At 60.8% G+C, this 25,240-nt stretch carries 21 protein-coding genes; 10 read left to right on the plus strand and 11 right to left on the minus strand.

Annotated features, from left to right (window positions below; all coding sequences use genetic code 11):
• Window positions 1–142 precede the first annotated feature (142 nt).
• From lon to AC19YY_RS21270, 3 genes are all read left to right on the plus strand, one after another.
• Window positions 143–2,539, plus strand: coding sequence for an endopeptidase La (gene lon, locus AC19YY_RS21260; protein WP_169954402.1), 2,397 nt, complete (start codon window positions 143–145; stop codon window positions 2,537–2,539).
• A gap of 148 nt (window positions 2,540–2,687) precedes the next feature.
• Window positions 2,688–2,960, plus strand: a complete 273-nt coding sequence (locus tag AC19YY_RS21265) for an HU family DNA-binding protein (RefSeq protein WP_003174819.1) — start codon at window positions 2,688–2,690, stop codon at window positions 2,958–2,960.
• 230 nt (window positions 2,961–3,190) lie between these two features.
• Complete coding sequence (locus AC19YY_RS21270) at window positions 3,191–5,062, plus strand: SurA N-terminal domain-containing protein (protein WP_500604815.1); 1,872 nt, start codon at window positions 3,191–3,193, stop codon at window positions 5,060–5,062.
• A 63-nt stretch (window positions 5,063–5,125) separates the two neighbouring features.
• Here the strand turns inward: AC19YY_RS21270 and AC19YY_RS21275 are convergent, their stop codons facing one another.
• The gene (locus tag AC19YY_RS21275) at window positions 5,126–6,301 is read right to left on the minus strand and encodes an MFS transporter (protein ID WP_500604816.1); all 1,176 of its coding nucleotides are present in this window, start codon (window positions 6,299–6,301) and stop codon (window positions 5,126–5,128) included.
• Between the two features lie 126 nt (window positions 6,302–6,427).
• On the opposite strand from AC19YY_RS21275, the gene AC19YY_RS21280 reads away from it, so the two are divergent.
• Window positions 6,428–7,372, plus strand: a complete 945-nt coding sequence (locus tag AC19YY_RS21280) for a LysR family transcriptional regulator (protein WP_169954399.1) — start codon at window positions 6,428–6,430, stop codon at window positions 7,370–7,372.
• A 44-nt stretch (window positions 7,373–7,416) separates the two neighbouring features.
• Window positions 7,417–8,205, plus strand: a complete 789-nt coding sequence (locus AC19YY_RS21285; protein ID WP_500604817.1) for a DUF2242 domain-containing protein — start codon at window positions 7,417–7,419, stop codon at window positions 8,203–8,205.
• Between the two features lie 268 nt (window positions 8,206–8,473).
• Here AC19YY_RS21285 and AC19YY_RS21290 read toward each other — a convergent pair whose 3' ends face one another.
• Window positions 8,474–9,514 (minus strand): AraC family transcriptional regulator, encoded by a 1,041-nt coding sequence (locus AC19YY_RS21290; protein ID WP_169954397.1) that lies wholly within the window; start codon window positions 9,512–9,514, stop codon window positions 8,474–8,476.
• Window positions 9,515–9,518: 4 nt separating this feature from the next.
• Window positions 9,519–10,649, minus strand: coding sequence for a carbon-nitrogen hydrolase family protein (locus tag AC19YY_RS21295; RefSeq protein ID WP_169954396.1), 1,131 nt, complete (start codon window positions 10,647–10,649; stop codon window positions 9,519–9,521).
• 211 nt (window positions 10,650–10,860) lie between these two features.
• Between AC19YY_RS21295 and AC19YY_RS21300 the strand changes: the two genes are divergently transcribed.
• Window positions 10,861–12,900 carry an oxidoreductase gene (locus AC19YY_RS21300; RefSeq protein ID WP_500604818.1) on the plus strand — a complete coding sequence of 680 codons (2,040 nt, stop codon included), beginning with the start codon at window positions 10,861–10,863 and terminating at the stop codon, window positions 12,898–12,900.
• Window positions 12,901–12,957: 57 nt separating this feature from the next.
• Window positions 12,958–13,848, plus strand: a complete 891-nt coding sequence (locus AC19YY_RS21305) for a 1-aminocyclopropane-1-carboxylate deaminase/D-cysteine desulfhydrase (protein WP_500604819.1) — start codon at window positions 12,958–12,960, stop codon at window positions 13,846–13,848.
• Here the strand turns inward: AC19YY_RS21305 and AC19YY_RS21310 are convergent.
• The 3 genes from AC19YY_RS21310 to AC19YY_RS21320 all read right to left on the minus strand — a co-directional run bounded on the left by AC19YY_RS21310 (window position 13,845) and on the right by AC19YY_RS21320 (window position 16,520).
• Window positions 13,845–14,390, minus strand: a complete 546-nt coding sequence (locus tag AC19YY_RS21310; protein ID WP_099169023.1) for a cytochrome b — start codon at window positions 14,388–14,390, stop codon at window positions 13,845–13,847. The two genes, AC19YY_RS21305 and AC19YY_RS21310, sit on opposite strands and share 4 nt — an antisense overlap.
• Window positions 14,391–14,504: 114 nt before the next feature.
• The gene (gene phnX, locus AC19YY_RS21315) at window positions 14,505–15,332 is read right to left on the minus strand and encodes a phosphonoacetaldehyde hydrolase (RefSeq protein WP_500604820.1); all 828 of its coding nucleotides are present in this window, start codon (window positions 15,330–15,332) and stop codon (window positions 14,505–14,507) included.
• Between the two features lie 78 nt (window positions 15,333–15,410).
• Complete coding sequence (locus AC19YY_RS21320; protein WP_500604821.1) at window positions 15,411–16,520, minus strand: 2-aminoethylphosphonate--pyruvate transaminase; 1,110 nt, start codon at window positions 16,518–16,520, stop codon at window positions 15,411–15,413.
• A gap of 112 nt (window positions 16,521–16,632) precedes the next feature.
• Between AC19YY_RS21320 and AC19YY_RS21325 the strand changes: the two genes are divergently transcribed.
• On the plus strand, window positions 16,633–17,493 hold the full coding sequence (locus AC19YY_RS21325) for a LysR substrate-binding domain-containing protein (RefSeq protein WP_432755461.1): 861 nt from the start codon (window positions 16,633–16,635) through the stop codon (window positions 17,491–17,493).
• Between the two features lie 154 nt (window positions 17,494–17,647).
• On the opposite strand, the gene AC19YY_RS21330 is transcribed toward AC19YY_RS21325, so the two are convergent.
• From AC19YY_RS21330 to AC19YY_RS21345, 4 genes are all read right to left on the minus strand, one after another.
• Window positions 17,648–18,163, minus strand: coding sequence for a flavin reductase family protein (locus AC19YY_RS21330; protein WP_170043131.1), 516 nt, complete (start codon window positions 18,161–18,163; stop codon window positions 17,648–17,650).
• 8 nt (window positions 18,164–18,171) lie between these two features.
• A complete protein-coding gene (locus AC19YY_RS21335) occupies window positions 18,172–19,200 on the minus strand; it encodes a methionine synthase (RefSeq protein WP_076962641.1) in 1,029 nt (342 codons plus the stop codon).
• Window positions 19,201–19,226: 26 nt separating this feature from the next.
• Window positions 19,227–20,210, minus strand: a complete 984-nt coding sequence (locus AC19YY_RS21340) for a DUF1852 domain-containing protein (RefSeq protein ID WP_500604822.1) — start codon at window positions 20,208–20,210, stop codon at window positions 19,227–19,229.
• Window positions 20,211–20,486: 276 nt separating this feature from the next.
• Window positions 20,487–21,365: a LysR substrate-binding domain-containing protein gene (locus tag AC19YY_RS21345; RefSeq protein ID WP_169954389.1), complete on the minus strand. Its 879-nt coding sequence runs from the start codon at window positions 21,363–21,365 to the stop codon at window positions 20,487–20,489.
• A gap of 266 nt (window positions 21,366–21,631) precedes the next feature.
• Here AC19YY_RS21345 and AC19YY_RS21350 point away from each other — a divergent pair, with 266 nt between their 5' ends.
• A complete protein-coding gene (locus tag AC19YY_RS21350; protein ID WP_170057941.1) occupies window positions 21,632–22,957 on the plus strand; it encodes an MFS transporter in 1,326 nt (441 codons plus the stop codon).
• A gap of 118 nt (window positions 22,958–23,075) precedes the next feature.
• Window positions 23,076–23,783 carry a YebC/PmpR family DNA-binding transcriptional regulator gene (locus tag AC19YY_RS21355; RefSeq protein WP_057441529.1) on the plus strand — a complete coding sequence of 236 codons (708 nt, stop codon included), beginning with the start codon at window positions 23,076–23,078 and terminating at the stop codon, window positions 23,781–23,783.
• Between the two features lie 133 nt (window positions 23,784–23,916).
• Here the strand turns inward: AC19YY_RS21355 and AC19YY_RS21360 are convergent, their stop codons facing one another.
• Window positions 23,917–25,221: a protein kinase gene (locus tag AC19YY_RS21360; protein ID WP_500604823.1), complete on the minus strand. Its 1,305-nt coding sequence runs from the start codon at window positions 25,219–25,221 to the stop codon at window positions 23,917–23,919.
• Window positions 25,222–25,240 lie beyond the last annotated feature (19 nt).

The raw sequence follows: 25,240 nt of genomic DNA on the forward strand, positions 1-25,240 counted from the left end.
ACAAACAAGGGGCCTCTAGGGGCCCCTTTGTTTTTCATAGGGATTTTTACTGTGTGTAACTGCCAGCATTGAGCTTGTTTTTTTTACACGCAGCCCCCATCTTGGTTTCAAGCTTACTTTCATCTGTCATAGAGGCGAAATCATGAAGACAACCATTGAATTGCCTCTCCTGCCATTGCGTGATGTGGTTGTGTATCCGCACATGGTTATCCCGCTGTTCGTGGGGCGCGAGAAGTCTATCGAAGCCCTCGAGGCCGCGATGACGGGCGACAAGCAGATCCTGCTGTTGGCCCAGAGAAATCCGGCTGACGACGATCCAGGCGAAGACGCCCTGTATCGCGTCGGCACCATTGCCACCGTTCTGCAATTGCTCAAGCTGCCGGATGGCACCGTCAAGGTGCTGGTCGAGGGTGAGCAGCGCGGTGCGGTCGAGCGCTTCATGGAGGTGGACGGCCACCTGCGTGCAGAAGTGGCGTTGATCGACGAAGTCGATGCGCCTGAGCGCGAATCCGAAGTGTTCGTACGCAGCCTGCTGTCCCAGTTCGAGCAATACGTGCAACTGGGCAAGAAAGTCCCGGCTGAAGTCCTGTCCTCCCTCAACAGCATTGATGAGCCAAGCCGTCTGGTCGACACCATGGCCGCACACATGGCGCTGAAGATCGAGCAGAAGCAAGACATCCTCGAAATCATCGACCTGTCGACCCGGGTCGAGCACGTCCTGGCCCTGCTGGATGCCGAGATCGATCTGTTGCAGGTCGAGAAGCGCATTCGCGGTCGCGTCAAGAAACAAATGGAGCGCAGCCAGCGCGAGTACTACCTGAATGAGCAGATGAAGGCCATTCAGAAAGAGCTCGGCGACAGCGAGGAAGGTCACAACGAAATCGAAGAGCTGAAAAAGCGCATCGATGCCGCAGGCCTGCCAAAAGATGCGTTGACCAAAGCCACCGCCGAGTTGAACAAACTCAAGCAAATGTCGCCGATGTCGGCCGAAGCCACCGTGGTTCGCTCCTACATCGACTGGCTGGTGCAGGTGCCGTGGAAAGCCCAGACCAAGGTGCGCCTGGACCTGGCGCGTGCCGAAGATATCCTCGACGCCGATCACTACGGCCTGGAAGAGGTCAAGGAACGCATCCTCGAATACCTCGCCGTGCAAAAGCGCGTGAAGAAGATTCGTGGCCCGGTGTTGTGCCTGGTCGGTCCTCCGGGCGTGGGTAAAACCTCGCTGGCCGAGTCGATTGCCAACGCCACCAACCGAAAATTCGTACGCATGGCCCTCGGTGGCGTGCGTGATGAAGCGGAAATCCGTGGACATCGCCGGACTTACATCGGTTCGATGCCGGGAAGATTGATTCAAAAGATGACAAAGGTTGGCGTGCGCAATCCGCTGTTCCTGCTCGATGAAATCGACAAAATGGGCAGCGACATGCGTGGCGATCCTGCATCAGCCTTGCTCGAAGTGCTCGACCCCGAGCAGAACCACAATTTCAACGACCATTACCTGGAAGTCGACTACGACCTGTCCGACGTAATGTTCCTGTGCACCTCCAACTCGATGAACATCCCGCCAGCCCTGCTGGACCGGATGGAGGTGATTCGTCTGCCGGGTTACACCGAAGACGAGAAGATCAATATCGCCGTCAAGTACCTCGCGCCCAAGCAGATTGCGGCCAACGGGTTGAAGAAGGGCGAGATCGAATTTGATGTCGAGTCGATCCGCGACATCATTCGCTACTACACCCGCGAGGCCGGTGTACGGGGCCTTGAGCGTCAATTGGCGAAGATCTGCCGTAAGGCAGTCAAAGAACATGCCCTGGAAAAGCGCTTCTCCGTGAAGGTCACGGCCGATGCGCTGGAGCACTTCCTGGGTGTGCGCAAATTCCGCTATGGCCTGGCCGAGCAGCAGGATCAGGTCGGGCAGGTGACTGGTCTGGCGTGGACCCAGGTGGGCGGCGAATTGCTGACCATCGAGGCCGCGGTGATCCCGGGCAAGGGGCAACTGATCAAGACCGGTTCCCTGGGTGACGTGATGGTCGAGTCCATCACGGCCGCGCAGACCGTGGTGCGCAGCCGCGCCCGCAGCCTGGGGATCCCCCTGGACTTCCACGAGAAGCACGACACCCACATCCATATGCCGGAAGGGGCGACCCCCAAAGACGGCCCTAGCGCTGGCGTAGGCATGTGCACGGCCCTGGTATCGGCCCTGACCGGCATCCCCGTGCGCGCCGATGTGGCCATGACCGGGGAAATCACCCTGCGTGGTCAGGTACTGGCCATTGGTGGCCTGAAGGAAAAACTGCTGGCTGCACACCGTGGTGGTATCAAGACGGTGATCATTCCTGAAGAGAATGTTCGCGACTTGAAGGAAATTCCTGACAATATTAAGCAGGATCTGCAGATTAAACCGGTTAAATGGATTGACGAGGTCCTGCAAATTGCGCTGCAATACGCGCCGGAGCCCTTGCCGGATGTGGCTCCCGAGATAGTCGCGAAGGACGAAAAACGCGAGACTGACTCTAAGGAAAGAATTAGCACGCATTAATACGTTTAAGCTTGGTGGCTTCCTTGACAGCTTTTTAGAGCCCTTGTTATAAAGCGGCTCTTATAAGTGCCTGTAGGCCATTCAGCACTGGTTTTTGCTTTCACCAAAAAACTTAGAATCATACTCAATAGATATAAGGGGACTTAGAGTGAACAAGTCGGAACTGATTGATGCTATCGCCGCATCTGCTGATATCCCGAAAGCCGCTGCTGGCCGTGCGCTGGACGCAGTAATCGAATCCGTCACTGGCGCTCTCAAGGCCGGCGACTCCGTGGTACTGGTAGGTTTCGGTACTTTCTCTGTGACCGATCGTCCAGCCCGCACTGGCCGTAACCCACAGACTGGCAAAGCACTGCAAATCGCTGCTGCCAAGAAACCAGGTTTCAAAGCCGGTAAAGCCCTGAAAGAAGCCGTCAACTAAGCTTCGTTCAAGCCTTTGCCTATCCGGGCTGGACGCAGGTCTGGCCTGGCAGCGGAGCGGCAACTGACCTGAGTATCCATTGGGTCGCGACGCCGGGGGGCGGGTTCAACACCCGTCCGTTCCGCCAGTTACGAGAAGGCGCATCCTCGGATGCGCCTTTCTTCTATCCGGATTCTACCCACGCTCCACGGTTGCCTAATTTTTGAAGTTCAACCGTTTCTGGGGGACGCATGCTGCAGAATATCAGGGACAATTCACAAGGCTGGATTGCCAAGACCATTATCGGGCTCATCGTTGTATTGATGGCCTTCACCGGTATCGAGGCCATTTTCCAGGCCACGACCAACAGCCAGGACGCGGCCAAGGTCAATGGTGAAGAAATCACTCAAAACGAGCTGAGCCAGGCCGTCGACATGCAACGTCGGCAGCTGATGCAACAACTGGGCAAGGACTTCGACGCGTCCTTGCTGGATGAAAAAATGCTGCGCGAGGCGGCCCTCAAAGGCCTGATCGATCGCAAGCTGCTGCTGCAAGGCGCGGCCGATTCGAAGTTCTCTTTCTCGGAAGCTGCACTGGACCAAGTGATCCTGCAGACCCCGGAGTTTCAGGAAGACGGCAAGTTCAGCGCTGAGCGCTTCGACCAGGTGATCCGTCAACTGGGCTACAGCCGTATGCAGTTCCGGCAGATGCTGACCCAGGAAATGCTGATCGGCCAACTGCGCGCAGGCATTGCCGGCAGCGGTTTTGTCACCGACCAGGAAGTGCTGAACTTTGCGCGTCTGGAAAAACAGACCCGTGATTTCGCCACCGTCAGCATCAAGGCCGACCCGGCAGCCGTGAAACTCACCGACGACGAGGTCAAGGCTTACTACGACCAACACGCCAAAGAGTTCATGACTCCGGACCAGGTCGTCATCGACTACCTGGAGCTGAAGAAGTCTTCGTTCTTTGACCAGGTAGCGGTCAAGGACGATGAGCTGCAGGCCCTGTACGAGAAAGAAACCGCCAACCTCGCTGAACAGCGTCGTGCCGCGCACATTCTGATCGAAGTCAACGACAAGGTCACCGAGGCCCAGGCCAAGGCCAAGATCGAGGAAGTCCAGGCGCGCCTGGCCAAGGGCGAAAGCTTCGAGGCCCTGGCCAAGGAGTTCTCCCAGGATCCGGGTTCGGCCAACAGCGGCGGCGACCTGGGTTTTGCAGGCCCTGGCGTCTACGATCCTGAGTTCGAAAGCGCCCTGTACGCCTTGAACAAGGACCAGGTCTCGGCACCGGTACGTTCCAGCTTCGGCTGGCACCTGATCAAGCTGCTGGGTGTTGAAGCGCCAGAAGTGCCTTCGTTCGCCAGCCTGAAAGACAAGCTGACCCGCGAGCTGAAGACCCAGCAAGTGGAGCAGCGCTTCGTCGAGGCAACCAAGCAACTGGAAGATGCGGCATTCGAAGCCTCCGACCTGGCCCAGCCAGCTTCGGACCTGAAGCTGACCGTACACACTTCGGCGCCGTTTGGCCGTGAAGGTGGCGAAGGCATCGCGGCCAACCGTGCTGTGATCCAGGCGGCTTTCAGCCCTGAAGTGCTGGATGAGGGTGCCAACAGCACCGCCATCGAGCTGGATCCGGAAACCATCGTGGTCCTGCGCGCCAAGGAGCACCGCAAGCCGGAGCAACTGCCGCTGGAAAGCGTGGCGGCCGCCATCCGTGCCCAGTTGACCAAGGAGCGTGCAAGCGCTGCAGCGAAGACCCATGCTGACGAGCTGATCGCTAACCTGCGCGACGGCAAGCTGGCATTGGACCAGGCGGTTGATGGCCAGGCCTGGAAAGTCACCGAAGCTGCTACCCGTGGCCAGGAAGGCGTCGAGCCTGCCGTGCTGCAAGCGCTGTTCCGCATGGCCAAGCCGGCGGCGAAGGACAAACCGACCTTCACCGACGTGACCCTGCCAGATGGCAGCTTGATGATCCTGCGCCTGAACAACGTCAACGAAGGCGCTGCGCCAACCGATGAAGAGAAGGAGCAATATCGTCGCTTCCTCGCTTCGCGGGTCGGTCAGCAGGACTTCGCCGCGTTCCGCAAGGAGCTGGAAACCAAGGCTGACATCAAGCGGTTCTGATGTAGTAATACCGTTTCAAAAAAACACCCCGGCCTGAAACCGGGGTCTTTTTTTGCCTGTTTGTCAGGTGCGGCGAGGCTGCAGGGTGGTGATCAATGCCAGCGTAGCCAAGGCGGCAACGACCCAGGGAAACCACATGACGCCCCATCCCTGAAGCAGTATGCCGCCCAGCAGCCCACCGCCGGCAATCCCCAGGTTCCACACCGTCACCAGCATCGACTGGGCTGCATCCGCCGAGTCACCGGCCGATTTGGCCAGCGCGGTTTGCAGCAAGGCAGGCAAGCCGCCAAACGCCAGGCCCCAGATGGCGACTGACAGGTAGACGACCTCGGTAGAGGCGATCCACAGCCCCAGGGCCAATGCTGCAGCGGCAAACAGGGTGCAGCTGCTCACCAGTAGGACCTGCAGCAGGCGGTCAATCAACAGGCCGACGATCCAGATCCCCATCAGCGCGGCCAGGCCAAATACCAGCAACACCCGGTCGATGTCGGCGGTAAGCCCGGCGGGCGCCAGGAACGGCGCGATATAGGTGTACAGAATGTTATGCGCCAGCACGTAGGTAAAGGTCACCCACAGCACCGGTCGCACCCCCGGCAAACGCAGGACCTGGCGCAAGCCCAGGCGCTGTTGCGCACGTTGCCCGGCAAAGTCCGGCACCTGCCAGCGTACCCACGCCAGTAGCAGCACTGTCAGCCCGGTCATGATCGCAAAGCTCAAGCGCCAACCCACTGCAGTGCCCAGAAACGTTCCGGCAGGCACTCCAAGGGATAACGCCAGGGGCGCGCCCAGCATTGCCACGGCAATCGCCCGGCCCTGTAGGTGCGGGGCCACCATGCGGCTGGCATATCCTGCCAGCAGTGCCCAGAGCAAACCCGCGAACACCCCGGCCAACAGCCGTGCGACCAGGGTCAGCCAATACACGCTTGATAGTGCCGTGACACTGTTGACTAGCGCGAAGCCACCAATGGCTAGCATCAGCAAGGGGCGGCGGCGCCAGCCACGGGTGGCGATGGTCAGGGGGATGGCGGCCAGCAACGAGCCGAGGGCATACAGCGTGACGAGCTGGCCGACCAGCGCCTCGCTCACCCCAAGGCCGGCGCTCATCTGGGGCAGCAGACCTGCGGGCAGCGCCTCGGTGAGGATGGTGATGAAGCCGGCGGTGGCCAGCGCCAGCAAGCCCGCCATGGGCAGGCGTTCGCGCTGGCTGGGCAGGCATTGCGGTGTACTGCAGTCATTCATGTGGCTCGGCTCCGTATTCAAGGCATCAGGACATCGGGGCAGAGTAGGGGGCTGAACCACTTGGAAAAATGGGCTAAGGTTCCGAACTTATCGGACGTTTATGTCCGCAATTCGCAGGAAGTGACAATGGACAGTCTGGGCAGTATGTCGGTGTTTGTGCAGGTCGCGGAGACCCGCAGCTTTACCCAGGCCGGTCGGCTGCTGGGGGTGTCGTCCTCGGCTGTGGGCAAAAGCATTGCGCGCATGGAGCAGCGTCTGGGGGTGCGGCTGTTCCATCGCAGTACCCGCAGTATCACGCTGACGGCCGAGGGCGCGCTGTTTCTCGAGCGTTCACGGCGGATCCTGGCCGAGGTTGAAGCGGCCGAGCAGGAGTTGACTGAAGCAGCGACCACCCCCCGTGGCAAATTACGCATCAGTTTGCCCCAGGTCAGGGGCCTGTTGATGCCGGTGCTGACCGAGTTTATGCGGTCCTATCCAGAGATTGAGCTGGACGTGGATTTTTCCGACCGCATGGTGGATGTGATCGAGGAAGGCTTCGACGCTGTGGTGCGCACCGGCAAGCCCGAGGACTCGCGGCTGTCGGCGCGGCTGCTGGGGCACTATCGGTTGGTGCTGGTGGGAGCGCCGCAGTACTTCGCCTTACACGGCGTACCGGCCTGTCCTACGGACCTCAACCATCATGCCTGCCTACGTCACAAGTTTTGCGCCACCGGCAAGCTGGAGAGCTGGCCCCTGCGCCATTTACCGGGCGAACCCGAACCGGTGCTGCGTGCACCGTTGGTCAGCACGACCATCGAGTCGCTAAAGCACGTCGTGCACGAAGGCCTTGGGATCGCCTGCCTGCCGGACTTCATGGTCCGCGAATCCGTCGAGCAGGGCCGCCTGCAGCGGGTGCTGGACGATTACCTGGAGCACAGTGGCAGCTTCTGGATGCTCTGGCCGTCGAGCCGACATGCCTCGGCCAAACTGCGGGTGTTTATCGATCATATGAGCGCCAGGCTTTTTCCTGCACCGCGCGTCGAGCCGGCTGGTGACGTTTTACCGACAGGAATCCGCGCGCGCAGCCGGTGATCTGTTGCACAATACCGCCCTGACCGTTTTCCTCAGGATGATCAATGTCAACTTCATTTCACTTGCGTGGCCTCGCGCTCGCGCTGGTGCTGGCAGGCGCCACGGGCTGCTCGTCGCCCAAGACCGCTATTTACGAACATGAGAACTTCGACGACTCCGGTACGTTTTCGCGCAATTACCCGGTCAGCGATATCGCGGCCTGCGAAGCGGCACGCCGGGCGTTGCTCAGCCAGGGCTACATCATCACCAGCAGCGACCCGAAGCTGGTGAGCGGTAACAAAAGTTTCCAGCAGACCGGTGAGACCCATCTACAGATCAGTTTCAACGTGGTGTGTGCCGAAGATGGCAGCGGCGAGCATCATGCCACCATGTTTGCTAACGCCCTGCAGGATCGCTACGCGCTGAAGAAAGTCAACAACTCCGCCAGCCTGGGGGTGGGCGTGCTCGGTTCGGTGTCGATGCCGATCGGCTCCACCGACGACTCCATGGTCAAGGTGGCCAGCGAGACGGTCACCTCGCCCAAGTTCTATGACCGCTACTTTTCCTTGGTGGATGTGTTCCTGCCCCAGGAAGTGAAAGCCGCCGAGCACATTCCCGAAGCGCCAAAGGCCGATCTCGGCGTACCGGAGCCCAAGCCCGCGCCGGCGGTGGACAAGGTAGAAGCGCCGAAAGAAGTGCCGCCGGTACCTGTCGCGCCAGCGGTCTCGGAACCGCTTGCACCGCCGGTAGAGGCCGTGCCCATTACCCCGCAAGCTCCAGCAGAAGTGCCGACTACGCCTGTGCTGCCGGCACCGACAGAGGTGATTCCACCGCTGCCGGCTACCGGCGAATAATTACGCGCGGGCCGAGAAGGTCAAGTTTGATGAATTAAATCCGTTGCCCGTCGCTACGTTTAATCTTGGAGCGCAGGAATGTCATGACCCTGTCTTTTTTTCGTCACCACGGCACTTTAGGCTGGTGATGCAGGTCACTTGAACAACCTGCTTTGATGACACAAGGAGTCGACGATGGACGATTATCAAGAAGAGCTGCTGGAATACCAGGCATTTGAACTGGACCCTTCGCACCCGGCCGACGACGCCACCGAGCTGTAGGCAGGCGTCAGGCGGAATGCCGCTGACTGCGGCGAAATTCCCCTGGGGTCTGGCTGTTCCAGCGCTTGAAGGCCCGTTGAAAGGCCTCCGCTGAGGCAAAACCGAGCAAGTAGGCAATTTCCCCAAACGCCAGTTCCGTGTCGCGAATGTAGGTCATGGCCAGGTCGCGGCGGGTGTCGTTGAGAATCGCGCGAAACTGCGTGCCTTCCTCGGCCAGCTTGCGGCGCAAGGTCCAGGTTGGCAGCTTCAGGCGCGCCGCCACTTCTTCCAGGTCGGGTTCCCGGCCGCCATTGAGCATCGGCCCCAGCAAACGAATGATGCGCTCGCGCAGGCTGCGGGTGCGGGTCAGTTGTTCCAACTCCCGTTCACACAATTGCACCAGCAAGTGCCAGGTACTTGGGCAGTGCTGCGGGTTGCGCAGGCCCAGGCTGTACTGGCTCAGCCGCAGTTGGTTGAGCTCGGCGCCGAACTGCACCGGGCACTCGCCCAGCACGCTGTAGCTGGCGCTGTAGTCCGGTGCGGCGAATTCGATTTCGATGCGCTCGGCCAGCACCGGCTGCTGGCACAAGTTCGCCATCTGATGCAGCCAGCCGGCCAGAATCGAGTCCACCACGAAGCGGTTATAAGCGTTGTACGGGCTGATGGAATAGAAGCGCAGCCAAGCGCCCTGGGCGTCTTCATGAAAGCTCGACTGGCCACGATAGTTGGCGCCGTACAAGGCTTCGAAGCGCGTCAGGGTGCGTGCCGCTTCGCGCACGTTGGGAGCCTGGGCGGCGGTGACGCCGGCCAGGCCAAGTTGATTCATACGGCTCAACTGGCCCATGCGCAGGCCCAGGCCGGGGTCGCCGGTCAGTTGGATGGCCGCATGGCCCAGGCGCATATAGCGCGGGATCGACAGGCGCGCGCCGGGTTCACTCAAGCGCGCCGGGTCCAGGCCGTATTGCAACAGCAACGGCTGCGGGTCCAGGCCATGGCTGAGGATGGCGTCGGCCAGGGTGTGCACGATGCCCACCGATAAGTCCCCGAGGCGCATCGGTGCCGGCTTCATGGGTTTATAGCCACACGTTCAGCAGGCGCGCACCACGTGCGTTGCCGTCGGCGAAGACTTGGCCGTTGGCACTGAGAAAGCTCTGGCCGCTGGTGCCCTGGTCCCAGAACTGCCCGCGCATGAATACGCTCATGCCGGCACCGGCCAGGCTGATGGGGGCCTGGCTGATCAGGCTCAGGCGATGCCAGGCTTCGCCTTCACTGAGCTCTTCGGGCTTGAGGCTGACTTCCGGGGGCGTGGACACACTTTTGAAGCCGCGCCATGGCTTGTCCCAGGTGTCTCGGCCAATCACCAGTGCCGGCACGGCCACCAGTTGCGCGCCTTGTTCGTTGAGCTTGCGGTAGTTGTCGGGGTACCAACTGTCGCTGCCGATCAGGATGCCCAGGCGCCCGGCCGGGGTGTCGATCACGCTGACCGCGTTTTCGTCGCCCGGGGCGATAAAACCGCGCTCATCGAAGATCGGGTAGAGCTGGCGCTGGGGTTGGCCCAGCGGCAGGCCATCGCGGTCGAACACCAGGCTGGTGTTGTACAGCGCGCCATGGCCGACCTGCAGTTGACCCTGGCTGATACTGGGGTTGGGCAGGGCGATGGAGCCGGCAACCAGGGTCACCCCGAACTCCTTGGCCAGGCCACCAAACAGCACCTGGTAATCGCGGGCCATGGCCGGCGCCTTCATGCGCAGGTAGGCATCGTCCAGGCGGTTATCGCCCTGGGCGCTGATCAATGCGCGCAGGAACAGCAAAGGGTTGCTCGCCGACAGCCAGTTCATCGCCTCCTTGAAGTTAGTCGCCTGATACAGCTCGTTTTTTTCGCCACTGACCATCAGCCAGGTGCCGACATGTTCGGGCAGGACCACGATGGTTTTATCGTTGAGCAGGCCTAGTTCCTGGGCATTGCGCAGGTAGGCCGAGAGCTTGAGGTGCAAGCGTTCCAGGCTCTGGTAGTCAGCGGGGAACAGCTCCGGCTGGATGCCCAGCAGGTTGCCGTGATCGGCGGGAGTGCCCTCGTTTACAGCCAGGTTGATCCGCAGGTCCGACAGGTAATGCCCCACGGGGCGCTCCTGGGTCCAGACCAGATAGGCGGAAACGGCGGCGACCAGGGCCATGGTGAGGGTCAAAGCAAGTAATTTACGCATGGGGGAACAGACAACAGGCCGTGTGCAGGGTTCGCCCCTAGGGTAGGGCGCGTCGCCACGCTTGCCAAGGGGCGTTGCGCATTTGGATCAATAAGTTGTCAGTTTCAGTCATTGAGCGCTAACGGCGTGGCTCTTAGTCTGTGGAACATAAACCGATGGCCGGCCATTCGAGCCTGTCACGTCCCGTGATGATCCGTTGTGGAGCTGTACCATGACCGCTGCTGCCTACCCGCACCTGCTGGCCCCGTTGGACCTGGGTTTTACCACCTTGCGCAATCGCACCCTGATGGGTTCGATGCACACCGGCCTTGAAGAAAAGCCTGGCGGCTTCGAGCGCATGGCGGCGTATTTCGCCGAGCGCGCCCGTGGCGGCGTGGGCCTGATGGTCACCGGCGGTATTGGCCCGAACGATGAAGGCGGGGTGTACTCCGGGGCAGCCAAGCTGACCACCGAAGCCGAGGCGCTCAAGCACAAGATCGTCACCCAGGCCGTGCACGAGGCCGGTGGCAAGATCTGCATGCAGATCCTCCACGCGGGGCGTTATGCCTACAGCCCCAAGCAGGTCGCCCCCAGCGCGATCCAGGCGCCGATCAACCCGTTCAAGCCCAAGGAGCTGGACGAGGAAGGCATCGAGAAGCAGATCAGCGACTTTGTCACCTGCTCGGTATTGGCCCAGGTCGCCGAGTACGACGGCGTCGAAATCATGGGGTCCGAAGGTTATTTCATTAACCAGTTCCTCGCCGCCCACACCAACCACCGCACCGACCGCTGGGGCGGCGCCTACGAAAACCGCATGCGCCTGCCGGTGGAAATCGTGCGCCGGGTGCGCGAAGCCGTGGGGCCGAATTTCATCATCATCTTCCGCCTGTCGATGCTCGACCTGGTGGAAGGCGGCAGCACCTGGGAAGAAATCGTCCAGTTGGCCAAGGCCATCGAACAGGCGGGCGCGACGATTATCAATACCGGTATCGGCTGGCACGAAGCGCGCATCCCGACCATCGCCACCAAGGTGCCGCGCGGTGCGTTCAGTAAAGTCACGGCCAAGCTGCGTGGCGCGGTGCAGATCCCGTTGATCACCACCAACCGTATCAACACCCCGGAAGTGGCCGAGCAGATCCTCGCCGAGGGCGATGCCGACATGGTGTCCATGGCCCGGCCGTTCCTCGCCGACCCGGAGTTCGTCAACAAGGCCGCCGCTGGGCGCGCCGATGAGATCAATACCTGCATCGGCTGCAACCAGGCCTGCCTGGACCACACCTTCGGCGGCAAGTTGACCACCTGCCTGGTCAACCCGCGCGCCTGCTACGAGACCGAGCTCAATTACCTGCCGGTCCAGCAGATCAAGAAAATCGCCGTAGTCGGCGCCGGCCCAGCCGGACTGGCCGCTGCCACCGTGGCGGCGGAGCGCGGGCACCAGGTGACCCTGTTCGATTCGGCCAGCGAGATCGGCGGCCAGTTCAATGTGGCCAAGCGCGTGCCGGGCAAGGAAGAGTTTTTTGAAACCCTGCGGTACTTCAAGCGCAAGCTGCAGACCACCCATGTCGAGCTGTGCCTCAACACCCGGGTCGATGTAGCGCAACTGGTGGCCGGCGGCTATGACGAGATCATCCTCGCCACCGGTATTGCGCCGCGTACCCCGGCGATTCCTGGCGTGGAACACCCCAAGGTGCTCAGCTACCTGGACGTGCTCCTGCAGCGCAAACCGGTGGGCAAGCGCGTTGCCGTGATCGGTGCCGGTGGTATCGGCTTTGACGTGTCGGAGTTCCTCGTGCACCAGGGCGTGTCCACCAGCCTGGACCGCGAAGCGTTCTGGAAGGAGTGGGGCATCGACACCCTGTTGCAGGCCCGCGGCGGCGTGGCCGGGATCAAACCCCAGCCCCACGCCCCGGCGCGCGAGGTTTACCTGTTGCAGCGCAAAGCTTCCAAGGTTGGCGACGGCCTGGGCAAGACCACCGGCTGGATCCACCGTACCGGCCTGAAGAACAAGCAGGTGCAGATGCTCAATAGCGTTGAATACCTGAAGATCGACGATGAGGGCCTGCATATCCGTATTGGTGCCGAGGGCGAGCCGCAGGTGCTGGCGGTGGACAACATTGTGATCTGCGCCGGCCAGGACCCGCTGCGCGAACTGCAGGACGGCCTGGTCGCCGCTGGCCAGAACGTGCACCTGATCGGCGGTGCCGACGTGGCCGCCGAGCTGGATGCCAAGCGCGCCATCAACCAGGGCTCGCGCCTGGCCGCCGAGTTGTAAGGGCCGCGCAGGGGCGGTGTTAGACTACCGCCCCTTTTTTCATGCAGACGTGCCCTGATGGGTCCTTTCGATTGGCTTCCCCACGCGCCCCTTGAACCCTTGCAGTTGGATTGGCTGAACGGGGTCGAGGTGGCCGTGCTGCGCCTGGACCGCATCGACCCGCTGATCAGCGGCAACAAGTGGTTCAAGCTCACCGGGCACCTGGCCCAGGCGCGACAGGCGGGTGCCAGCGGCATCATCAGCGTGGGCGGCGCCTACTCCAACCATCTGCATGCCCTGGCGGCGGCCGGCAAACGCTTCGGTTTTGCCACCGTCGGCCTGTTGCGCGGGCACCCGCAAGACACCCCGACGGTCCTCGACCTGCAAGCCTTCGGCATGCAACTGCACTGGCTGGGCTACGGCGGTTACCGTGCGCGTCATGCGCCGGACTTCTGGTTGCCCTGGTGCGAGCGGTATCCGCACCTGCATCCCGTACCCGAGGGCGGCGGCGCCATGACAGGGGCGTTGGGCTGTGGCGTGTTGGTCGAGCAGGTGCGCAGGCAGTTGCCCGCCCTGGGGTGGGCCGACTACGACGCCTGGTGGCTGGCAGCCGGCACCGGTACCACCCTGGCGGGTTTGGTGCTGGCGGAGGCGGGCGCGCATCCTGTTTACGGGGCCATGGCGGTGCCGGATGACCACGGTGTCGTGCAGAACGTGCGGGCCATCGTGCAGGGCGGGTATGAACTGTTGGACGCCAGTCGTGGCGGTTTTGCGAAAGTCGATCCGCCATTGCTGGCCTTCATCGACGCCACGCAGCAGGCCAGTGGCTTGCCCCTGGAGCCGCTCTATACCGGCAAGGCGCTGCTGGCGCTCAAGCAGCAGATCGAGGCCGGGCGCTTTGCCCCCGGCACTCGCCTGGTCTTTGTGCATACCGGCGGCTTGCAGGGCCGCCGGGGTTTTGTGGATTAACGCTTGGGCAACATGCGCAACACGGTGTTATCCCGCATGAAGTAGTGGTGGTACAGACCCGCCGCCGCATGCAGGCCGATCAGCCAGTAGCCGATAGTGCCGCCCAATACGTGCCAGCCTTCGATCTGCTTGGCCAGGTCCTTGTTTTCACCGATCAGCGGTGGCAACTCGATCCCGTAGAACCACACCGAATGCCCTTCGGCACTGACAATCAGCCAGCCAAAGATCGGCATGCCGATCATGAACACATACAGCGCCACGTGCATCAAGGTCGCCAGTAGCGCTTGCCATTGCGGCGGCGCGGGCAAAATCTTCGGCGCCACGCCAAGGCTGCGGGCAAACAGGCGCAGCCAGACCAGTACGAATACGGTCAGGCCGAACATGAAGTGCAGTTCCTTGATTAACGTGCGTCCGCCACTGCCTTTGGGGAAAATCCCGCGAAATTCAATGGTGACGTAGACCGCCACCAGCAGCACTAGCATCAGCCAGTGCAAGGCGATGGACATCGTACTGTAACGGGACTCGCTGTTTTTCCACGGCATCGCGTCTTTCCTCACTCATCAGGGGCAAACCTCCGTTCTTTGGCGACGGAGTCCCTAAAGCCTAAACCTGTTATGCAAGGTTTGCCCGAGTGAGGGGCGATGTATTGATCTCGATCAGGCGCTTTGCGGCATTTCACCACGTGCCAGGCGCTGATTGATGTCGGCGATCACGCCGGGCAGGTCGGTGATCGTGTCGATCAGGTAGTGCGGGCGCGAGCCGGCGAACATCGTTTCGATACGCTTGCGTTCGCTGGTCAGGGTCGCCGGGTCCAGGGCGCGGAACTGCTCGTAGGTCAGGCCCAGGGCGTTGCCCGAGCAGGTCAGCGCCACGGTCCACATCCCGGCGCGGCGGCCTTCGAGGATGCCCGGCACGGTGTCGTCGATCTTCACGCAGGCCGCCACGTCATCGATGCCCAGCGCGATCACGTTGGCCAAGGCCTGGGCCGGCCATGGGCGGCCATTGGGCACTTCGTCGGTGGCCACGACATGGTCGGCGATGTAGCCGTTGGTAGCCGCCAGTTCGACCACCTTGTCCATCACTTGCTTGGGGTAGCCGGAGCAGGAGCCGATCTTGATCCCTTGCGCACGCAGCGCGGCGATGGTCTCCAGGGCGCCGGGAATCAGCGCCGAGTGTTCGGCGATCTTCTCGATCTGCAACGGCATGAAGCGCTCGTAGATGGCGGTCACGTCATCATCGGTCGGCGTGCGGCCGAAGGCCTTGCGATAGCGCTCGGCCACTTGCGGCTGATCACACAGGGTGCGGATGTGGTCCCACTTGCCCATGCCCATCGGGCCACGGGCTTCTTCGATGGAAACCTGCACGTCGAACTCGGCAAACGCCTCGACAAAAATCTGCGTGGGGGCAAACGAGCCAAAGTCGACCACGGTACCGGCCCAATCAAGGATGGCGGCCTGCAGGGTGTTGGGGTTCTGATAGTTCATGGTTCAAATCCTGTAAATAATGTGTAGGAACCGGCTTGCCGGCGATAGCGGCCCTGAAGGCCCCATCGCCGAAGGGAGTCAGATTTCGAGCACTTCCATCTCTTGCAGCGCCTGGGCAATCGCCGCCACCGCCGCTTGCATCTCGGCCTGATTGACGTGACCGATGCAGCCCACGCGGAAGGTTTCTACCTGGGTCAATTTGCCCGGATACAGAATGAAACCCTTGGCCTTGACCCGCTCGTAGAATTCCTTGAACTGGTAGCGCGGATCGTTTGGCGCGTGGAAGGTGACGATGATCGGCGCCTGGATCGCGGCCGGCAAGAAGCTGCGCAGACCCAGGTCGGCCATGCCGTCCAGCAGCGTCTTGCAGTTGGCGGCATAGCGCTGGTGACGGGCTGGCAGGCCGCCTTCTTCGTTGTATTGCAGCAGCGCTTCATGCAGGGCGGCTACCACGTGGGTCGGCGGGGTAAAGCGCCATTGCCCGGTCTTGGCCATGTAGGCGTGCTGGTCGAACAAATCCATGGCCAGGGAATGGCTGTTGCCCTGGGCGGCGGCCAGTGCGTCTTTTTTGGCAAAGACAAAGCCCATGCCGGGCACGCCTTCCAGGCATTTGCCGGAGGCAGCGATCAGGGCGTCAAACGGCACTTGGGCGGCGTCGATGGGCAGCGCGCCAAAGGAGCTCATGGCGTCGATGATCAGGCGCTTGCCATGGCGCTGGATGACCTGGGCGATCTCCGGCAGCGGGTTGAGGATGCCGGTGCTGGTTTCGCAGTGGATCAGCGCGATATGGGTGATGCTGCTGTCAGCCTGCAACAGACGGTCGACATCGGCGGCGGTGGTGGGCTGGTCCTCAGCGGTCTCGAAGGTGCTGAACGGGCGGCCCAGTACTTCGCAGATCTTTGCCAGGCGCTTGCCGTAGGCGCCGTTGATCAGCACCAGCACTTTGCCATCGCGGGGCACCAGGGTACCGATGGCGGCTTCGACGGCGAACGTGCCGCTGCCCTGCAAGGGCACGCAGTGATGGCTGTCGCCACCGTTAATGATCACCAGCAGTTGCTCGCAGAGGCTGGCGGTCAGTTGGTTGAAGCGGTCATCCCACGAACCCCAGTCAACCATCATCGCCTGGCGGGTGCGGGCAGAGGTGGTCAGGGGCCCAGGTGTGAGCAGGATCGGCGCGGCAGTACTCATTCTCTTGTCCTCGCAAAGCAGTGGGATGACGCTACGGGACATAAATTGCAGTTTGGCTTGTCATCAATCAAATTGTTTGTTGTTATGCCAGCCATCAGTGAGGCCGATAGCTATGAATCTTTTCCAACTCCGTGCATTTGACGCCGTGGCCCGGGACGGCAGTTTTACCCGTGCCGCCGCGCGCCTGTTTATCAGCCAGCCAGCCGTGACCGGGCATATCAAGGCGCTGGAAGAGCATTACCAGATCACCCTGCTGCGGCGTACCGCGCGGCGCGTGGAGTTGACGGAGGAGGGCATCAAGCTGGCGGCCATCACCCGCAGCATCTTCGGCCTGGTGGATGAAGCGCAGACCCTGCTCGAAGCCAACCGCCAATTGCTCACCGGACGCCTGGAGGTGGCGGCGGATGGCCCGCATATGGTCATGCCGATGTTGGCAAAGCTGCGTGCCCGTTACCCGGGGATCACCGTCAACCTGCGCCTGGGCAATGCCCAGGAAACCCTGGCGGCGCTGCTCTCCGAGCATGCGGATGTGGCGGTGTTGACCGAAGTCGAGCCGCGCAAGGGCGTACACCTGCAGCCGTTGAACGAGTCACGTATTTGCGCGTTGGTACCGGCTGGCCACCCGTGGCTGGCGGACCCGGCGGGTATTCGCCTGGAGCAGTTGGACCAGGTGATCATGGTGCTGCGCGAGCCCAGTTCCATCACCCGCCGCACTTTCGACGAGGCGTGTGCCAAGGCCGGCGTGCAGCCCAAGGTGTTGCTGGAACTCGATAGCCGCGAAGCGGTGGCGGAAGCGGTGGCCGCCGAATTGGGGGTGGGGGTGGTGTCCTCCATGGAAGTCAGCCGGGACCCGCGGGTGCATGCGATTGCGATCCGTGGCGATGGGCTGCTGAACCAGCACATGCTCGGCTGCATGGAACGACGCCGCGAGTTGCGCTTGATTCAGGCGTTTTTCGAGTTGGCCGCAAGCTGATTGGGACGTTGCACCCCGTTTGACCAGTCGTTTGCATTCGACTTCGAGTTGGCCCCGTACCCCTCTCGCAGGGCTGTAGGTGTCTAGTGTGCGTTAACGCAACATAACGCAGTGGCTTGTGGCCAGTGCGTTTACGCAGGAAAACCCTCGTCGCTCAAACTGCGCCATGCGCCGCCAGGTTGCGATACTGCCCTTTGAAATACAGCAATGGCTGTGCGGTATCGGCCTTTTGCAGATCCATGGCTTTCACCTCACCAATCACTATCACGTGATCGCCTGCGACGTGCTCAGCGTGGATTTCACAGTCGAGCCAGTGCAGGCTGTCGGCAATGACGGGGTTACCTAGCGGTGATTCCTGCCATTCGATTCCATGCCACTTATCCGTGCCTCGACGAGCGAACTGGTTGGAAATCCCAACCTGTTCACCGGACAGAATATTGACTGCGAATCGACCTGCCTCACGAATCTTCGGATAGCTGGCCGAGCTGCACATGACGCTGAACGAGACCAGTGGCGGGTTCATCGATACGCTATAAAACGACTGGCAAGTAAAGCCAATCGGCTCATCACCGGTGTGCGATGTAATCACCGTGATACCGCAAGCGTAGTGCCCGAGCGCCTGACGAAAACTCAGGGGCTCGATGGAAGTAGCAGTGGTAGTGAGTGACATCGCGGTTCCTAGTTCGACAGCTCTTTTCGAATGATCTCTGCGCCTGCGCTCAACGCATTCAACTTGCCCCTTGCCACCTGGCGAGGCAACGGAGCCATACCGCAGTTGGTGCAAGGATAGAGCTTGTCGGCATCTACGAACTGAAGTGCCTTGCGTAGGGTATTGGCGACTTCCTCGGGCGTCTCGATGGCATGGTTTGCCACATCAATGGCGCCCACCATCACTTTTTTACCCCGGATGAGCTCGATCAGATCCATCGGGACGTGAGAGTTGTGACATTCGAGCGAGACGATATCGATGCTGGATTTCTGCAACTTGGGGAACGCTTCTTCATACTGGCGCCACTCCGAACCCAGCGTTTTTTTCCAGTCGGTGTTGGCCTTGATGCCATAGCCATAGCAAATATGCACGGCGGTTTCGCATTTGAGCCCTTCGATTGCTCGCTCCAAGGTGGCCACACCCCAGTCATTCACCTCGTCAAAAAACACGTTGAATGCAGGCTCATCGAACTGGATGATATCTACCCCGGCAGCCTCCAGCTCTCTGGCCTCCTGATTGAGAATCTTCGCGAATTCCCAGGCCAGTTTTTCACGGCTTTTGTAGTGAGCATCGTAGAGGGTGTCAATCATCGTCATGGGGCCGGGCAGGGCCCATTTAATCGGCTGCTTCGTCTGCTGGCGCAAGAATTTGGCGTCTTCCACGAACACCGGCTTTTTCCGAGAAACGGCACCCACAACCGTCGGCACGCTGGCATCGTAGCGATCACGAATCCGGACGGTTTCACGATTCTCGAAATCGACCCCTTCGAGATGCTCGATGAAGGTCGTCACAAAATGCTGACGGGTCTGTTCGCCATCACTGACGATATCAATGCCGGCCAACTGCTGCTCCTGCAAGGCGAGGCGCAAAGCGTCCTGTTTACCTTCAACCAGTTCTTCATCCTGCAATTTCCAGGGCGACCAAAGCGTTTCAGGTTGTGCAAGCCAGGAAGGTTTAGGCAAGCTCCCAGCGGTCGAAGTAGGCAACAGCTTTTTCATTAAAGAAGACCTTGATTTGAAATTAATTAAAGCGCGCAGCTAACAGACCATTGATCAAGAATGACCTTGTAGGGCTTGATGAATTGCTCTTCGGCAAACTTGCCCTGTTCAGTAGCCAGTCGGCTTCGCTCTTCTCGATCATAAATAATTCGAGTCAATGAATAGTCCTGATGCTTCAAACTAGGCTGGTAGGACTTTCCAGCTACGGAGTTTGCATTGTAAATCTCAGGGCGGTAGATTTTCTGGAACGTATCCATGGTGCTAATGGTGCCAATCAACTCAAGATCGGTGTAATCACCGAGCAAATTCCCCGAGAAGTAGAAAGCCAGTGGCGCGGCACTGTTCGGCGGCATGAAATAACGAACCTTCAAGCCCATTTTCCTGAAGTACTCATCTGTCAAAGAGTAGGCATCTTGCTGGTACTCAAAGCCCAACACAGGGTGCTGGTTCTCGGTTCGAAGGTATGTCCGGGTACTGGATACGCTCAGGCAGATGACCGGTGGCTTGTCGAAGTGCTCTTTGTAAGCGCTGGAGTTGACGAAGCACTTGAATAGTTTACCGTGCAAATCGCCAAAGTCGTGTGGGGTGCTGAATTGTGACTGGTTCTTGTTGTGCTCCAGCAGCCGCACACTGAAGTCATAGTCTCGCACGTAGGATGAAAAGTTATTTCCCACTATGCCACTGATGCGTTGATTGGTTTCTCGATCAACAATCGTGGTCTTCAAAATCTCAATCAAAGGAATAGCGTGGCCGCGACCTTCAGTATCAATTTTCATTTCAGCGGAAATAATATCCAACTCGACCGTGTAACGATCACCCGTAGGATTGTCCCAGTGCGCCAATGCATTAAAGCGATTATCAATCATCTTCAACGTGTTGCGCAGATTCTCCTGACGACTCTCCCCCCTCGCTAGATTGGCAAAGTTGGTCGTGATGCGCGTAGTGTCTGAAGGAAAGTAATTCTCATCAAAACAAATGCTCTTGATAGCAAATGTGAATTCGTTGTTCATCGTGACCTGCACCCGTATTTTGGACAAACCTGAAATGGCGCCTGGCCTCTTTCAGATTTGATCAACATGCTGTTTCTTCACTCGACGGTTTGTAGATCGGCCAGCGTGAAGAGCTGCACGTATTTTAAGCAAGGAGGCTACATGAACAAAAACGAATTGATTTCAAAAGAGTATTAGTCACGCTCATGATGACGTGCAGGCTCAGGAACGAGGTTGGGTCGAGTCTGGCCAGTCATCGAGAGCCTGTGCACGGGTCAACTCAATGCAATTACTCAGCTAATCGTCGCGCAGGCTTTCCCGGACAATCTCCAGGAAAGTCGCCACTACCCGCCGCGAACTCTGCTCCTTGAGGCACACCAGCGTTTCCTTCATACGCTGGGTGCAGTCGCGGATGGGCATGGCATACACCCGTGAATCCGCGCCGAACTCCGACGCCGAGACCACCCCCACGCCAATCCCCACCACCACCGCCTCACGCGCGGCTTCGCGGCCTTCCACCTGGATCGCCGGGCGGATGCGCAGCCCGGCCTGGTGCATCTCGCGCTCCAGGGTCTGACGGGTCACCGAGCCGATTTCCCGCAGCACCAGGGGCGTGTCGTCCAGGTCCGCCAGGTCGATAGACTCACGCCCGGCCCATGGGTGGTTACGTGCGACAAACGCCAGCATCGGGTCATCGCGCAGGGGGATCGAGAGCAGGCGCTCATCGTCGACATCGCGCCCCACCAGCGCCAGGTCAGCCTGATAGTTGTGCAGGCGATACAGCGCATCATCGGTGTTGCCGGTCTCGATCCTTACGGTGATCCCCGGATAGCGTTCGCAAAACCGCGCGATCTGCGGCAGCACATGCACCGGCGCGTCCACGGCCAGGGTCAGGCTGCCGGTCTGCAGGGCCTTGGAGTCTTGCAGCAGTTCCTCGGCTTCGGCGGCAATCACGAACAGGCGCTGGGTGATACTCAGCAGGCGCTCCCCCAGGTCGGTCAGGCGTACCGAACGCTTGTTGCGATGGAACAGCAGCACGCCAAAACGCTCTTCAAGCTTGCGCACCTGATCGGAAATGGCCGGCTGGGTGAGGAACAGCCGCTGCGCCGCCGCGGTAAAGCTGCCGTGGACGGCCACCGCATGGAAGGCTTTGAGTTGGGCATGGGAAACCGACATGGCACGACCTCTTACAAGCTGAGCTTATATTTGAAATACGATAAATCGATTTTACCTATTAGTCAGCCATTGCTTTGATAGCGCTCAGTCGCCGTAGGTTGAGTCCTACAACTTCGGCGATCATGGGCCCTTGCGTGCACCCTTGCAGGACTCATCTGACCAGTACCCAGCGCCCTGCGCCCCGGTACTGCAGTGCAAAACAATAAAAACACAGGCAATTGCTTCTCGATTCTGCCGGCACACTCACACCTGAGGTCAGAACCACCATGAATATCCCTATGGGTAGCATCAAGCGTTGGCGCATGCAGATTTTCGCCATCACCTGGCTGGCATATGCCGCCTTCTATTTCACCCGCAAAGCGTTTTCCGTGGCCAAGTTGGGGCTCGTCGACGACCCCAGTTTCCCGCTGGACAAGATGATGATGGCCAACCTGGATGGCCTGTACCTGGCGGCCTATGCCGTTGGCCAGTTCACCTGGGGCATGCTTGCCGACCGTTTTGGCCCAAGGGTGGTGGTGTTGGGCGGGCTGGTGATTTCGGCGGCCGCCGCCCTGGTCATGGGCACGTTTGCCACCTTGCCGATCTTTGTCACCTGCATGTTGATCCAGGGGCTGGCGCAGTCCACCGGCTGGTCGGGGCTGTGCAAGAACCTTGGCAGTTTCTTCCCGGCGCAGCAGCGCGGGCGGGTGTTGGGGTTGTGGAGCTCGTGTTACGCGTTTGGCGGGCTGGTGGCATCGCCATTTGCCGGCTGGTGGGCCTACACCCTGATTGGCAGCTGGCACGCGGCATTTATCTCCAGTGCCGCGGTGGTGGCGGTGGTGGCGGTGCTGTTCTTTATTTTCCAGCGCAACACGCCTCAGGACGTCGGCCTGCCGCAAGTGGAGCCCGAGCCGGCAATGAGCGCTGAAGAGCAGGCAGCGGCGAAAAAAATCAGCATCCTTGAGCCGTTGCGCGAGATCTTGCGCAACCGCACGGTGCTGACCCTGGGCCTGGCGTACTTCCTGTTGAAACCGGCGCGCTACGCGATCCTGTTGTGGGGCCCGGTGATTGTCTATGAGCAGATGCCTTCGGTGGGCAAGGTCGGCGCAGCGATTGTGCCGACGGCGTTCGAGCTGGCGGGGTTGTTGGGGCCGATCATGATTGGCCTGGCGTCCGACAAACTGTTCGGCGCCCGGCGCATGCCGGCCTGTGTCCTCAGCCTGCTGGCGCTGACGGTGTCGCTGGCGCTGTTCATGGGGGCCTTGCATACCGGTAGCGTGCTGTTGGTGATGGCCTTGCTGTTTGTGATGGGCCTGACCCTGTACGGGCCGGACTCGATGATCAGCAGCACGGCGGCGATTGACTTCGGTACGGCCAAGGCGGGCGCCACGGCAGCGGGCTTCGTCAACGGCTGCGGTTCGGTGGGGGCGATCCTCGGTGGCCTGCTGCCGGGCTACTTCGACACAGTGACGGTGTTTATCGTGTTCGCCGGCGCCGCGTTGTTTTCGGCGCTGGTGCTGATGCCCTATTGGAACGCGCGGCCTGCGGTTCTGGCGCAAGTGGGTGACTTTGTGCCGGATCGTTCCGTCGCGATCAAACCCCTGCGCACCTGAGGCCCCTGCAACGCTGGCCGGTTTTTTGGTGGAACGATGGGTTCTTGCCCTATAAACTCTGCGGCCAAAGCGCCGGCCAGTAGACGTCTCGGCGCCACGGATATCAAGAGAGTGAGTCATGGGCGCACAGTGGAAGGTTAAACATAAAGAAGCGGCATCCAATGCCAAGGGCAAGATTTTCGGCAAGCTGGTGAAGGAAATCACCATTGCCGCCCGTAACGGTGCGGACACCGCGACCAACGCCCACCTGCGTCTGGTGGTCGAGCAGGCCAAGAAGGCCTCGATGCCCAAGGAAACCCTCGAGCGCGCGATCAAGAAAGGCGCGGGCCTGCTGGGCGAGACCGTGCAGTACCATCGCGTGACCTACGAAGGGTTTGCCCCGCACCAGGTGCCGTTGATCGTTGAGTGCGTGACCGACAACATCAACCGCACCGTAGCGGAAATCCGCGTGGCGTTCCGCAAGGGGCAACTGGGGGCTTCGGGCTCCGTGGCCTGGGACTTCAACCACGTAGGGCTGATCGAAGCCTCGCCGGATACCCCGGACGCCGACCCGGAAATGGCCGCCATCGAAGCCGGCGCCCAGGACTTTGAAGAAGGTGAAGAAGAGGGCACGACCCTGTTCATCACCGAGACCACCGACCTGGACGCGGTGCAGAAGGCTTTGCCGGAGCAGGGTTTTACCGTGTTGTCGGCCAAGTTGGGCTACCTTGCGAAAAACCCGGTCAGCGGCTTGAGCGATGAGCAGATGGCTGAAGTCGAAGCCTTCCTCGAAGGCCTGGACAACCATGACGACGTGCAGGATATGTTCGTCGGCCTGGCGGGCTAAACCCGGCCTGGAATTATGGGCGCAGACTTGTGTGGGAGCGGGCTTGCCCGCGATAGCGGTGTATCAGATGGCACATCAGCTGGCTGACCCACTGCTATCGCGGGCAAGCCCGCTCCCACATTTACAGGGCGTTTCAGAGTGAGGACAGCAGTGCCTCGATCTCTTCGAACGCCGGACGCGCCAGCACCTGCGGCTGGCAGCAACTGTCACCCAGTGTCTCCAGCACCTGGCGCTGTTCAGCGCTCAAACCCGCGTCAATCCGCTCCAGCAACTCCCCCAGCAACACCCCGAACGCCCGCACTTCAATGCGCTGCAATGCCCTGGTCTCCAGGGTGTCGGCCGTGGCATGGAACGACGCGGCGCCAAAGTCCCCAAGCAAACAATCACCCTGGGCATTGCACAAAATATTGTGGCCATACAGGTCGCCATGGGTGATGCCGTGCCGGTGCAGGTGCGCGGCCACGGAGGCGATGCCGCGCGCCATGCGCAACGCTACCTCCACGCTGAAACGGGTGGCGGGGTCGTAGATGTCCCGGGTGCAGGACGCCAGGCTGGGCAGGCCGGCGAGGTTGCGGTAGCTCGGGTCGATCAGGTCCATCACCAGCGCGGCCTGGTCATCGGGGTGGCCGACCACGCGGCCTTGCACTTTGATCAGGTTGGGATGCAACCCGGCGGCAATGCAGGCCTGCATTTCGTGCAGCGGCGAGCCGTCGCTGGTGATGGTGCCCTTGTAGAGTTTGACCGCGACTGGCTCGTTCGACGGTTTGCGCAGTGCCTTGCGAATCACCCCCGAGGCGCCTTCGCCCAGCACCTGGCCCAGTTCCAGTTCGGCCCAGGGAATGTTCGGCGTCGCGTCATCAGTTGCCACGTCCACCGCGCTTTCCACCGGGTTGCCGGCATAGGCCAGCCAGGTCAGGCGCGGCAGTGTCAGCAGCCAGTGGGGTAACTGAGTCAGGCGGTTGGAAGCGATGCGCAGCAGTTCGAGGTTATGGCACTGGGCCAGGCTCGCGGGCAGTTGCTCCAGGCGGTTGCCGGCCAGCATGAGTTTTTGCAGCAGTGGCCGTTCACCGAGGGCGTCCGGCAACTGGTGGATGCGGTTATCGGTGAGGATCAGCCAGCGTAACTGCGGTGGCAGCGCGGCGGCGGGCACCTGCTCGATCTGGTTGGCCTTGAAACCGACCATGCTCAACTGCGGGCACAGGCCCAGGCACGAGGGCAGCTCGGTAAAGGCGTTGTCCGAGCAAAACAGCACGCGCAGGTGGGGCAGGCGATGCAGGTCGTCCGGCAGGCTGCGCAGGGCATTGCCGCTCAGGTTGAGGATTTCCAGGGAGTCGGCCAGGTCGAAGATTTCCCGGGGGAACTGCGTCAGGCCGCAGGACAGGTCCAGGCGCTTGATGCCAGCCAGTTGGCCGGCCTTGAGTTGGGCAAGGGTATCCATGAACAGCGTAGGTCACTCG

It is taken from the genome of Pseudomonas sp. MF09156 (genome assembly GCF_059862305.1).